This is a genomic window from Coprococcus phoceensis (genome assembly GCF_900104635.1).
Lineage (GTDB): Bacteria > Bacillota > Clostridia > Lachnospirales > Lachnospiraceae > Faecalimonas > Faecalimonas phoceensis.
In genome coordinates this window covers 261,488-274,522 of sequence record NZ_FNWC01000007.1, presented here as the reverse complement: position 1 = coordinate 274,522, position 13,035 = coordinate 261,488, and the positions used below count along the sequence as shown (strand labels likewise).

Sequence of the window (13,035 nt, the reverse complement as noted above, 5' to 3'; positions counted from 1 at the left end):
AAATCGTTCACTCCTTTCTGAGTATGAAAAAAGCAGTCAATCCTAAGACTAACTGCTTTATATGTGATATAAGGTTATCAGACAATTTACCAACAAAGTATATACTATCGACTCAATAACATAGGCAAAAATTTTAATAATAAATCAATTCCATACGTAAATATGAATAACCCTAATATTATCGAAACTATTGTTCCTATTTTAATTTTTTTAGCCAGAATAAATACTGCTGGGTGCTTTGGGTCAATATATATGCTATATACATTTCCTCGTGTCATACTCCTATTTAATCGTTTATGAGATATATTTTGTGCTGTTTGCTCACGATAATAAGTTCCGTTATATGTATATTCAAATATTGGAGATTGTGTAGAAATGCCATTGCCACCATAATATGTATTGTAGCCACAATACACGCCGTCCACTTTTTCTCTACAACGCAATAACGAATATAAATCATTTACCCCAACCAAAATAAATACCAAACCAAATATAATTGCTCCCAATGGATAAACCAAAATCTCACCATATGGCAAAGTTAAAGATAAGATAGAAACGATTCCACAGCCAATGAAACAAATAAACATAATCAAACAGATAAGTGGCATGACTTTATAGCGTTTCTTTTTCATAATTACAAAACATACTATACCAAATACTATTGTTAAAAAATAAATAAGAATTGTCATTCCTAATCGCTCCTTTGATTTTACCAAACCACTTAGTCAATATTATTTTTCTAACTGTTCTTGCACAAATTTAATGCTATTTTGAATATATTCTTTGTCTTTTTCTGTTGCAACTTCTTCTAATTGTTTAAACAAAGCAATACATTCATTTCGTTTACCTAATACATTAAATGCAGTTGCAATATTGAGATACCATGTCATTTCATCTTTCATATCTTTAGGTTTCGTATCTATTGCAAGAAGTTTTTCTAAAAAGAGTTCTCCATTTTTATTTTCGTGATATTCTCTTACAATATCATTGTTCATTTTTCTAAACTGACGTCCTCTCCGCATTAAAACAAAGAATACAGTAAAGAAATAAACAATAGTAATAACAGCAATACCACCAACAATAATGCCTAAAAAGCCAATTGTTGATTTTACATAGGGAATTACTATGTTCACATAAATCAATAGTAGTACCGCCCAAAATAGAAAGGCTAATCGGATAAGCCATTTATCTCTTTTTTCATATATTGCTCTTTTATTTTTTAGATTTTCGGGTTCGTAAATCATTTTATTTCACTCCTTTATTGCCACATCAATCAGAATTTGTTTCATTGTTCTGATTTTGTTTCTTCCATTCCTTATAATCTTTTTGCGTTTTTTGTTGTCTTTTAACATCTGCCATTTTTTCTAAAATTACTTCTACGTCTGGTTGACTGTGCTGTTCTGGTAGAGAATAGAAAATAAGGTTATCATCGCTTGTATATACTGAAATATTAAAAACCAAATCACTTTCTACAATTTCTTGCATGATATAGGAAAGTTCTTCTGCATATTCTTTATCAGTTTTTCCCTCATTAAGATATATACTTGTTTCTATTTCATATTCCCTTTTTTTCAGATATTCTTCTACACTTTCCTTACCATTCCATTCTGTCGTGGTTGTATGCCCTTGAACTTCAATTTGATAACCTCTTATAAAAGGCTTATCTTGAAATAAAGGAGTTGCAAGTTCTTTTATTTCATCAGAATAGTAATAAACATGGTAACTATCCTCAAAAAGTCCAGTATTTCGTGTATATATAGTAGCAGTTTGAGAAGAATTTTCTTTACTGGAAACTTCTGCCATAATCCAGTTTAATCCTATTTTTTCTTCTTTGTACTTCTTCACTTCTGTAATAATAAATTCTTCATTGTATTTGTCCTTTAATTTGGATAAGATATATTTTTGTGCTTCTTCACTAGAGTTAAAATCATGCGAATAACTGCTACAACCATTTAATAGTCCTAGACAAAGCACGCTTGCTATAACACCTAATAAAAATTTTTTATATCGCATAATCGCCACCTCTATGTGATTTGATGATTTAATACAGTTCTACAAACTGGAATTTACTGCACTACAAACTGGATTTTATCCATCTATGAAAGTTGATTTATACAGTATTCTCTGATTGCATTATTTATAGATACATCACCATTCTTAAAAATACCTTCACCTTTGTCTTTCAAATAATCTAAAGCACCTTGATATTTATGCTCGTGAATCAATGATAATGCTTTTCTTAATTCAACATGGTATATAGAATTTTCTAAATTATTGTAAAAATCACAGATTGAAGATGATTGAGCAGTTTTATAAAAATGTTCTAAATAATTATCTATGATTTCTTCTAATTCACTGATTGTCCATTCTTTTAATTCTGTTTCATTTTTAAACAATTCAGCACCGCTAACTGTAAATGCACCAATAGTTCTCAAACTTAATGGTTCTTTTTTATTGGTTTCCATTTTCAATAAATCCCATAACAAATCATCTAACCACAATGGTTTGATTGTTTCTATAGCAGTACAATAACACTTATCATCTGACTTTACTTTCACACCAATAAGCAAATCAAAGAATAATTCCTTTGTACTATACCAAATCATAAAATCTTTTTTCTTAAACTTATATTTTTTAATTTTATCTTTAAGCATTTTAGGCAAAACTTTTGTTAGTTCTTTATATTTTTGTCGTTCTTCTTTTGTCATTTGAAACACATCCTTACAACTTCTAATTTGTCGCTTTCTTCATATCCATATTATAACAGTTCCATATATCCGCTACAATGAAAATCTATTTAGGAATACTATTTTTTCGGCTGTCCCTGCGGTGTATGGTTCTGTGGATTGCCTGCGTTTTGATTGCCTTTATTCTTCAACACAATATCCTCTGCCTTTACATACCAGTCCACGTCTGCACCCATATAGGTTTTTCTTGATACCGTATCGGCTACTGGATTGACAAGTTCCACAACTGCGTTGTAAGGAAATTCCCTTAACGGCACTTCTGGCGGTACAGACACGGGGATAATTCCACCATGCAGACTGCACTTCAAATCATAGATACGTTTTTTAAGCTGGGTACTCGGTGTCCCGTCCTCATTCTGCAAGAACACATCACGCACCGCTGTAAACTTTAATTCTCCAAATGTTTTCTCTTTGTCAATGACAAACCCGTTTGATAATCTCATAAATTTTTCACTCCTTTACTTTTCTTCAACTTCGACAATATCATCAGCAAGCAACACATAATCGGTATGTCCCATATCCCCGATTGCGTAACCTCTGCCATATAACTTTGGATTAACAAGTTTTACTTTCTGTTCATACTTGAAATGCTTTTCGCCAGCCTGCACGGGAATTTCCACGACAACATTTTCGCCTTTCTGTACGTCAGAATAAAGGTTATAGCTTCGTCTGGCTAAGACCCTGCGGTTATTTTTATCTCTTTCAAAGACTGGCTCACTTTCGCCTGCAAATTCAAGAGTTCCAAAAGACTGTGCCATATCTGGCACGACATATTTCATTTCCATATTGTTTTACCTCGTTTCTTTCTATTTTTGATAAATTGATTGTAATTTCTTATTCTGGCGATTAAGGAAGTACCAGCAGTATTGCTTGCTTTCAGCATGAACGGGTGTAGTTGGTAAAGCAGTAACGACAGTTGCAAGAGCTAAGAAGCCCGTACACAATCGTTTTAACATCTTTTTCATAAATCTAATACTCCTTTCATTTTAGGTAATAAAATAGTCGTCCAATAAGAACGGCTGGAAATAGAAAAGGAACGTCATTTTAGGCGTTCCATAGTCTATGAGTTATTCAATTTTTTCTTGTTTCAATACTAATGTGTTTTGTCATAAGTCCGCATATTCGGGTCAATCTCATATATCAAAGCTCAATCCGCAGTAGTAAATTAGTAGTATTTCAATAGTTCAAAACCCTTAAATATGCCTTAAAATCAATGTTTTTGGTGGATAGTTTAAGAAAATATATTAATTTTCTAAGACTTCCCATACCCCAAATGGGACTTGTTCCTTGAAAATTCAATATTTCAGCTAACAAAATAGCGATTTATGCCACAGTAGCCAGTGGATGGAGTGCATTACGCAGATATTCCGGCAGTCTGGACTCAAAATCAGCAGTAAATCTAGCCAACTGTTCGTCACTAAGCTTCAGAAGTTCCTGAAGGCTTGCCATGAAAGCATCCATCAGGATGCTAAGTGAACGGTAGAAAGTGATATCTGCCATTTCATCTACCAGAAAAAAGAACAGTTCCCCTAGGGTTCGTTGATCTTCATTCTGTCTCTGCTCCATTGCAAGTAACATGTATCTGGTAAACACGATTGCTACGTGAGCAGTCAGTGCATCATAAGATAAGCTATGACATTCACCAATCAGATTCAGCATAGACTTGCAGGTCTTGAAAAAGACCTCGATTTTCCAGCGTTTGCCATAGATGCGGATGATTTCTTCTTCGGAGAGCGATGTATCTGTGCATATGAAAGCAAGCCAATCCTTACGATTGGCCTTGTTTCTTACGCAAACGATTTTTGCTGGAATGGGATTCTCTTTCCCTACCATCACATCAACAGAAAGAAGATACCTGGAACGGCCACGACGTTTCTTGTTCCTGGAATATATTTCCTTGATATTAAGCTGGTCCTCACCATAAGTGTACTTGATGCGGCTGCTTTTCTTGATCATGGCAATGACATCCATTCCTCTAGACTTAAGCGCAGTTATCTGTGCAGGATTGGAAAACCAGGAATCAAAAAGCACATATTCTGCAGAAAGCCCCGCAGATACAGCGGTATCAAGGAGTGTAAGCATTGCCTCCGGAGCTTTTGTCTGTGCAAGCTTACGACGCTTTCCGGCAAGAGTTCTCTTATCAAATGCCTTCACAGGGCCGATGATGTTCGACTCTTTGGATGAAGCCAGGAGACAGCTGTTTACAGGAATCAGCGTATTCCCATCGCTCCAGCTTACGGTCAGCATACGGAAGCCTTTCTTGTAGTTCATTCCCGTATGATCAAAGACTTTAGATCCCAGTTCTGTCTTTTTGCAGCTTGTACGATGGAACAGACTGTCGTCGATGATAAACACGTTCTTACGGGAGTCATCAGTAAGGTGCTTTAGATCATTCTTCACGATGTCAGCAGCAAGAAGTGATGTAAAACGGAGCCAGTTGGTTTTCGTAGAATTCAGAAAACGATAGAAGGTGTTCTTGGAAAACGCTTCTTTGAAGGAACCTGTTTTCTGTTGCATATACATACTTCTTCCAGTGAAAATGTTCCCCATCTTATACTTAAGCAGAGAAACAGAGGAAACGCCTTTCTCTTTGGTGCCGTTGCATTGCTTCAACAACCTGCCAACGTGATGCTTGATAAAAAACTTCTGGACACAATCAAGTAATGCTACCTCATTGCTATTGTTCTGTGATATACTGGACATGGCATAAATCCCCTTTTCTATTTTGGTTTTTCGACAATTCTATTATACCAAAGGAACGTATTTATGCCTTTTTAATTGGCTGAAATATTGAATTTTCAAGGTTAATCACACCTTATTGGTGTGGGAAGTTTGAGTAATTTTTTTGCTTTTTTGACGAAAACCAATGCTAATAATGATAAATATAACACTCAAAATTGCAAAAAACAAATTCCATAAGTATGAATTATACATGAAATTACCTTTTATAAATTTTGCTACCAAATTATTAATATCAATCAGTAAAATAAACACAGTCAAAATTGTACCAGTAATATACGATATAAAAGCCAATCGTTTAAACCTATTATAAGACCATATAGCCACCGAAAAAATCAATAATAGGATAGGGTATGAATAAATGCAAACAAAAAACCACATTAGCTTTGTTGATGAACCTATTGTGTCCATTTATACGCCCCTTTCATCTAAATATAAAATGTCTTTACTCTATTATTTTTAGAGCAATTTCTTTAGCAAAAGTACTTGAAACACGTTCTTTTTGCAAACTATCTTCAAGATATACAGCAAAATATTCTCTTTGTTGTCCCTTTTCGGTAAAACCTATAAACCATGCTTCTCCATTTGTACCAGAACCTGTTTTTCCATATACTTTTCCCCCTTGCTCATCTTCAATTAACATAATTTTCTTTAATATTTCGACATTCTGACTATCATAGAAACTTTTACTTTCAAAAATTCTTGATAAAACCTCTACCTGTTCATATGGAGATATTTTCAAAGATGAACCCAGCCAAAAACCATTCAATTCTTTGTATGGATTTATCATATTTCCTTCCCATGCTGAAACATCACAATTACCATATTCCAACTCACTTAGTTCTTTTTTGACTTCTTCTTCCCCCACACTATTTATAATCTGATGAAAGTACCATATACAAGACGTTTGAAATGCTTTTTGCAAAGTCAAGTTTTCGTTCCATTCTGGATTTGGATATTGAGTTCCATTATAGTTCAAGGTGGAAGTTTCATCTTTGATAATATTGTTGTGTAACCCTATTAACGTAGAAATAATTTTAAAAGTTGAATATGGGGAAACTTCTTGTTCTGCCATATCTTTATTGTACAAAGAATACTTATTTTTTGAGGGACTGTATAAAACTGCACAGCCATTAACACCACTAAAATCATCACTTAAATCAAGTATTTCTTCGTCATTGCTCTCGCTCACTTTTTTCTCTATTTTTGATTGTTCTAATTGATTTGTTTCTGTCCTCTCCATTTTTTCTTGTCTAGCCGAACACCCAGATAACATTATAAAGCATATTGCTGAAATACAAGTAATCTTGAATAATCTTAACATATTTTCTCCTTACAATTTCAATTTGTCGCTTTCTTCATATCCATATTATAACAGTTCCACATATCCGCTACAATGAAAATCTATTTAGGAATACTATTTTTTCGGCTGTCCCTGCGGTGTATGGTTCTGTGGATTGCCTGCGTTTTGATTGCCTTTATTCTTCAACACAATATCCTCTGCCTTTACATACCAGTCCACGTCTGCACCCATATAGGTTTTTCTTGATACCGTATCGGCTACTGGATTGACAAGTTCCACAGCTGCGTTGTAAGGAAATTCCCTTAACGTCACTTCTGGCGGTACAGACACGGGGATAATTCCACCATGCAGACTGCACTTCAAATCATAAATACGTTTTTTAAGCTGGGTACTCGGTGTCCCGTCCTCATTCTGTAAGAATACATCACGCACCGCTGTAAATTTTAATTCTCCAAATGTTTTCTCTTTGTCAATAATAAACCCGTTTGATAATCTCATAAATTCTTCACTCCTTTACTTTTCTTCAACTGCTACAATATCATCAGCAACTAACACATAATCGGTATGTCCCATATCCCCGATTGCGTAACCTCTGCCGTATAACTTCGGATTGACAAGTTTTACTTTCTGTTCATACTTGAAATGCTTTTCGCCAGCCTGCACGGGAATTTCTACCACAACATTTTCGCCTTTCTGTACGTCAGAATAAAGGTTATAGCTTCGTCTGGCTAAGACCCTGCGGTTATTTTTATCTCTTTCAAAGACTGGCTCACTTTCGCCTGCAAATTCAAGAGTTCCAAAAGACTGTGCCATATCTGGCACGACATATTTCATTTCCATATTGTTTTACCTCGTTTCTTTCTATATTTGATAAGTTTATTGATTGTGATTTCTTATTCTGGCGGTTTGGGAAGTACCAGCAATCCCCCAGATAGTAAAGGGTAAAATCAATGCTTACGCACCCTTGACTATCCGTGTTCTTGCAGGTTGCTGGCAGACAAGCCAGAATAAGCAAAAGTCTGCCGTTTGACAGCTTCGGCGGAGAACGTGATTTTTCTTTTCTCATACTGTTACCGCCTTATGATTTCTTCATTTTACGGCGTTTGTAGATGTATGTTCCTGCAAGTCCAACACCAGAAGTCAAAAGAAGTGCAAGCAGTCCGTAAAGGTTTGTGTTATCGCCCGTTTTGGGACTGTCGCTAGACTTGTTTGGCTTTTCTGGTGTCTGTGGTGTTTCGGGTTTCTCTGGTTCTTCTGGGACTTCTGGTTTTTCCTTAAAAATAATCGTCTGTCCCTCGTCGTCAATGTCTTTATGCTCGGTAACTTTCTTCGGCTCGTCTGGATTGCTTAAATCGTACAATTCTTCAAAAGTTACAAGCTGTTTTCCGTCAAGAGAAGTAGCGTCAAATGTAAAGGCAACTTTCACTTTCATAGTTTCGCTGTCTGCGGTAAAGGTGTAATCACTTTCCACACGTTTTCCATTGATAAGAAGCTCCGCATTTTCTTCTTTCAACATCTGCCAGCCCACAAGTTTGTACTGTGTACCGACTTCTAAGCCTTCTAAGGTTACGGTATCAATGATTGTAACATCTTTTCCTGCTTCAATCTCTTTGTTGCCGTCCTTATCAGTAGCGGTCGTATGTATCTTGATGATACGCTCTGTAATCAATACCGTTTGTCCGTCGTCCTCAATATCTTTATGTTCCGCAACTTTTACGGGTTCGTCTGGATTGCTTAAATCATACAATTCTTCAAAGGTAACAAGGTTCTTGCCACCTAAAGCAGACGCATTGAATGTATAGGAAATTTCTACTTTCATAGCTTCATCATCAGCAATAAAGGTATAATCATTTTCTACACGCTTTCCGTCAATGATAAGCTCGGCGTTTTCTTCCTTTAACATCTGCCAGCCTTTGAGCTGATATTTTGTGCCTTTTGTAAGTCCGTCTAATTTGACGGTATCAACAATCATAATCTCTTTTCCTGCAAGGATTGTCTTTTCGCCGTCCTTGCTGGTCGCTGTGGTATGGATAGAGATTTCTTTTTCGTATTCATCAGTCAGCGTTCCTAAATCAATCACAAGATTATTTCTTGATACCACGATTTCAAAAGGTGGGATAAGTTCAAATCCTTTGTTACTGTCGCAACGCATTTCTTCAATGATGTAGGTATCATAAGGTAATGCACCCTTGCTGTCGTCTGGTTCAGAAGTTCCAAACCACACACCGTCCTCGCTGGTCTTTCCTGCGTTGGTATTGTGCTTATGTGAAACCCAGTCAGAAGAAGTGGAGAACTGCCCGTTATCATCAGTTACCACCACATGACTTTCTCCCGTCGTCTTGCTCGTGATCCTAAAGGGAACATCAGCAAGACGCTTGTGTGTGCCTGCTCCGATTTTTACGCCCTCAATATCTCCACGCTTAATCTGGTTGTAGATAGAATGGGCTTCGTCTGTTAAGTCCACGATTTTTCCGTTTTCTGTGATTGTAAAATCAATCGGTTTTGCACCGTCTGTCAAATATCCGTTTGGAGCTTCACTCTCAACGATACGGAATTTTCCATAAGGTAAAAGGTCAGCGGAAGTAGAAGCGACACCCTCAATGTCTGTATGGATTGTCTTTACCACTTCATTTTTCTTGTATAATTTGCCCTCAACCAAAACAGAATTGTCATTTAAGGAAATGATGTCAAAGGCAGTATCTTTCAAGGTTGCACTTCCTTGTGGTTTGGTATCGCCCGTTTCTAAATCTCGTTTCTGAATTTTCACACCGCCACGGATAACCTTGTCTGATACGGAAAACTGGTTACTTCCAAATAATACGGCAAGGTCACCGTCCTCTGTAATCTGTGTAAGGTATAAGCCCTTAATCTGTTCCGACTTATCGCCAGCCTGCATATATGCACCGTCTAACAAATAACCGTTTGGAGCTTTTGTTTCCTCAACGGTTAGTGTCCCAAGTGGAAGAACCGCTTTGCCGTCCTGCATATAGAAGCTGTCGCCAGATACCTTGTATGCGTCCGCTAATTTTGTGATGTAGTGGGTTGTCCCATTACTGTCTGTTTCAGCGATTGTCTTTGTAACCCATGTACGAGTAGCTTCGGCAGGGAGATTGTCTTTGTTATAGAAGCCTGCATAATACTTCCATGTAAATTCCGCACCTGCTAGAGAAGCGTTCCCCTGCGGATTGTCTTTCTGTGTTTCCATATCTATTTTGAAAAGCTCAATCAAAGTGTCTGTTACCTTTGGTGTATCAGATACGTTCAAAGTTGCTGTTTCGCCAGCTTTGATTGTCAATGGATAGACCATTTTATCTACTTTATATCCTGCTGGTGCGGATAATTCCTTGATATAGACTGTGCCAGCCGTTACCTCTACAACGTCCGTATTTCCGTTTTTATCAGTCGTAAGGGTGGCAAGCTGTTTTGTGCAGTCCTTATTAAAAAAGACACCGTATGTTGCACCAGCGATAGAGTAATTCCCGTTACCCTCGGTAATGCTGGTATTACTGGAAGTCTTTTGCAGTTTTGCATTCCCGACATTGAGTTTCGCCCAGAATTGTCCCAATTCCTGCCCCTCGCCAGAGTAGATATAACCGCCACATTCATAGCGTCCTTTATTCTCTTTGACAAAGGCTCTTGCACCAGCGAAAACTTCGTCCTGCGTTGCCTTTGGAATTTCATCATAAGAAGCTCGCACGTTGTCGCATTGCCAGCCAAGATGTACGCTCAATCTCTGCCAGACTACACATTGTTCCAACAGATAGACTTGTTTATAGTTCAATTCCTTGTGAGCTTCGCCATACTGTTTGACATACTCTAAGGATAACGCCACATCTGAAATCTGGTCGGCACTCATGCGTGAGCTTGCGTCAGCTCTGGTCTTGTAGCCATTCTTAAAATCTGTATTGATGTCGATACAATAGGCAGTTTCGCCCTCGACTTTCATATAGCCCTCATTGAATGTCGAACCGATAGAACCGTCATTCATTACTTTTTCAATGATACCGACACGCTCTGCACTTTCCGTCCAGTATTGCTTACTTTCTGCATGGACGGGTGTAGTCGGTAAAGCAGTAACGACAGTCGCAAGAGCTAAGAAGCCCGTACACAATCGTTTCCATGTCTTTTTCATAAATCTAATGCTCCTTTCATTTTGAGTAATAAAATAGCCGTCCAATAAGAACGGCTGGAAATAGAAAAGGAACGTCATTTTAGGCGTTCCATAGTCTATAAAGTATTCAATTTTTTATACTGATGTGTTGCTCATCAAAATCTCAAATCAAGGTTATTTGACACCAATTTTGACACCAAATTTTTGTATATTGACGATTTTTGATGAAATGTGATAAATTCATAAAACCCGTAAAAAGCCTGTAAATAAGCACTTTACGGCACTCTATGAACTAAGACAAAAGCTACGCTGTAATAACAAGGGGTGAGTGCTAATTTTTTTCAAATAACAGTATGCTTTGGCTTTTATAGATAAATTGTTTCTTTTTACAAATAAGCAAAAGACAACTGCTATTGGAAAACTCTTCCCAATCAACAGCTGCCCTCTACTATTCTATATTCTATATTTTATTTTTCTTTCATTTCTTCAAGCAAAATGTGCAATTTTGTAATCTGCTCCTGCAAACTTTCATTCGTTTCCTGCAAACTTTCATTCATTTCCTTCAATTCCTCAATCTCTCTTTGTTGTTCTTCCACCATATATTTTATATCACTGGCATCTGCTTCTCTTAACGCTTTTCGGTACATATCTATCAGCTCCTTTGGTTGATATCGAAACACAATGAGATCCTGGTATAACTCTCGAAACTCCGGATATTTCCCGACAACTTTCAAAATATCTTCCGGTTTATCAGAACTTAAAAAGTATAGCCAAGCCTCTAATTTACTAATTTCATTATGCGTGGTTTTCCGAAAAATATCAAGTGGAATCAAAAAATATTCCTGCAATAAATCCATTTCAAGTCCCGTATCAAAAATCTGCTTTGCATGATGCCGATACTCTGTGTGACCTCAAAAAGAACTCACGACAAACGCATGAATGAATAAATTATGAACACCCTGTCCGGATTTTTTGATATAATCAAAGAAAAAAGGATGGGGTGTTCCTATGAAAGAGATTTTAGACTATGCAGGTACGGTGATGGACATAAGACAGGAGAAGAAAGTTTTGCATAAGATGGCGGATATTATCCTGCTTGTATTTTTTGCTACGCTTGCAAATGCAGATGATTGGGTAGAGATTGAGATGTTTGGAAAAGAACATGAAGATTTTTTGCAAAATTATCTGGAACTTCCAAATGGAATCCCTTCCCATGATACACTCCAAAGAGTTTTTGCAATGGTGCCCACTGAATTTCTGGAAAGTTTTCAGCAAAAGTGGAATGAAATGTTAAGCAGCGATGAGGGGGAGAAAGTAAAGCGCCTGCTTGCGATTGACGGAAAAACCCAGAGAGGGAACGGAAATAAGAACCAGAGACCGAATCATATTGTCAGTGCTGTAGATGAAAGAGGCTTTTGCCTGGGACAGAAACGAGTAGAAGAAAAAACAAATGAGATCAAAGCAATCCCAGAACTGTTGGACCATCTGAATATAAAAGGGACAATCATAACAACAGATGCCATGGGAACCCAGGTGGCTATTGTAAAGAAAATCCGCCAAAAGCGTGCGGATTATGTTCTGGCATTAAAGGCAAACCAGGGGAGTCTTCTGGAAGATGTGAGGGAATATTTTGCAGATAAAGAACTTCGTGAGAAATGCGCTTATAAAAACCGGATAGAAAAGGCCAGGGGGAACCTTGAGAAACGGGAATACTGGCAGACAGAAGACATCAGCTGGTTAAGCCGGAAGAAAGAATGGGCAGGATTAAAAAGCATTATCATGACTCGTAATACAATAGCAGGGACAGATGGCAGTACAACAGTAGAAGAAAGATATTTCATAAGCAGCCTGTCGACCAATATAGAAGAAGCAGAGCGAGCTGTGCGTGGTCATTGGATGATAGAAAGCTATCATTGGCATTTAGATGTAACCTTTCGAGAAGATGGGAATCACACATTAGAAAAGCAGGCATCCTATAATCTGAACATTATAAGAAAACTGGCTTTGAATATGTTAAAAATTTTAGAGGTAGGAAGCCGTCCGTTAAGCATGAAAAAGAAACGGTATGTGATTGGAACAAATCCAGAAAAGCATTTAGAGAAGATTATGTCTTTATAATTTTTGAATTTAGTATA

15 protein-coding genes are annotated in these 13,035 nt (G+C 37.1%); 1 reads left to right on the top strand and 14 read right to left on the bottom strand.

Annotation, left to right across the window (positions count from 1 at the left end; all coding sequences use genetic code 11):
- Positions 1–104 precede the first annotated feature (104 nt).
- The 14 genes from BQ5364_RS05040 to BQ5364_RS04980 all read right to left on the bottom strand — a co-directional run bounded on the left by BQ5364_RS05040 (position 105) and on the right by BQ5364_RS04980 (position 11,757).
- Positions 105–632: a hypothetical protein gene (locus BQ5364_RS05040; RefSeq protein ID WP_207646112.1), complete on the bottom strand. Its 528-nt coding sequence runs from the start codon at positions 630–632 to the stop codon at positions 105–107.
- A 99-nt stretch (positions 633–731) separates the two neighbouring features.
- Positions 732–1,244 (bottom strand): hypothetical protein, encoded by a 513-nt coding sequence (locus BQ5364_RS05035; protein ID WP_071143778.1) that lies wholly within the window; start codon positions 1,242–1,244, stop codon positions 732–734.
- A gap of 25 nt (positions 1,245–1,269) precedes the next feature.
- Positions 1,270–2,013, bottom strand: coding sequence for a hypothetical protein (locus BQ5364_RS05030; protein ID WP_071143777.1), 744 nt, complete (start codon positions 2,011–2,013; stop codon positions 1,270–1,272).
- A gap of 83 nt (positions 2,014–2,096) precedes the next feature.
- A complete protein-coding gene (locus BQ5364_RS05025) occupies positions 2,097–2,708 on the bottom strand; it encodes a hypothetical protein (protein WP_173722015.1) in 612 nt (203 codons plus the stop codon).
- Between the two features lie 98 nt (positions 2,709–2,806).
- Positions 2,807–3,190 (bottom strand): YdcP family protein, encoded by a 384-nt coding sequence (locus BQ5364_RS05020; protein WP_071143775.1) that lies wholly within the window; start codon positions 3,188–3,190, stop codon positions 2,807–2,809.
- 15 nt (positions 3,191–3,205) lie between these two features.
- Positions 3,206–3,532, bottom strand: a complete 327-nt coding sequence (locus tag BQ5364_RS05015) for a YdcP family protein (protein ID WP_071143774.1) — start codon at positions 3,530–3,532, stop codon at positions 3,206–3,208.
- 21 nt (positions 3,533–3,553) lie between these two features.
- Positions 3,554–3,712, bottom strand: coding sequence for a hypothetical protein (locus BQ5364_RS17350; RefSeq protein WP_231303460.1), 159 nt, complete (start codon positions 3,710–3,712; stop codon positions 3,554–3,556).
- Positions 3,713–4,070: 358 nt separating this feature from the next.
- Complete coding sequence (locus tag BQ5364_RS05010) at positions 4,071–5,450, bottom strand: IS4 family transposase (RefSeq protein ID WP_071143765.1); 1,380 nt, start codon at positions 5,448–5,450, stop codon at positions 4,071–4,073.
- 481 nt (positions 5,451–5,931) lie between these two features.
- On the bottom strand, positions 5,932–6,810 hold the full coding sequence (locus tag BQ5364_RS05000) for a penicillin-binding transpeptidase domain-containing protein (protein ID WP_071143772.1): 879 nt from the start codon (positions 6,808–6,810) through the stop codon (positions 5,932–5,934).
- Positions 6,811–6,903: 93 nt separating this feature from the next.
- Positions 6,904–7,287, bottom strand: coding sequence for a YdcP family protein (locus tag BQ5364_RS04995; RefSeq protein WP_071143771.1), 384 nt, complete (start codon positions 7,285–7,287; stop codon positions 6,904–6,906).
- A gap of 15 nt (positions 7,288–7,302) precedes the next feature.
- The gene (locus BQ5364_RS04990; protein WP_002606075.1) at positions 7,303–7,629 is read right to left on the bottom strand and encodes a YdcP family protein; all 327 of its coding nucleotides are present in this window, start codon (positions 7,627–7,629) and stop codon (positions 7,303–7,305) included.
- Entirely contained in the window at positions 7,577–7,855 is a 279-nt protein-coding gene (locus BQ5364_RS17345) for a hypothetical protein (RefSeq protein ID WP_083382692.1), read from the bottom strand. Before BQ5364_RS17345 ends, BQ5364_RS04990 begins: the two co-directional genes overlap by 53 nt.
- 12 nt (positions 7,856–7,867) lie before the next feature.
- A complete protein-coding gene (locus BQ5364_RS04985) occupies positions 7,868–10,921 on the bottom strand; it encodes an SrtB-anchored collagen-binding adhesin (RefSeq protein WP_071143770.1) in 3,054 nt (1,017 codons plus the stop codon).
- 446 nt (positions 10,922–11,367) lie between these two features.
- Positions 11,368–11,757 (bottom strand): hypothetical protein, encoded by a 390-nt coding sequence (locus BQ5364_RS04980; protein WP_004614481.1) that lies wholly within the window; start codon positions 11,755–11,757, stop codon positions 11,368–11,370.
- 151 nt (positions 11,758–11,908) lie between these two features.
- Between BQ5364_RS04980 and BQ5364_RS04975 the strand changes: the two genes are divergently transcribed.
- Positions 11,909–13,018, top strand: a complete 1,110-nt coding sequence (locus BQ5364_RS04975; protein WP_071143769.1) for an ISAs1 family transposase — start codon at positions 11,909–11,911, stop codon at positions 13,016–13,018.
- The last annotated feature ends 17 nt before the right edge of the window (positions 13,019–13,035 follow it).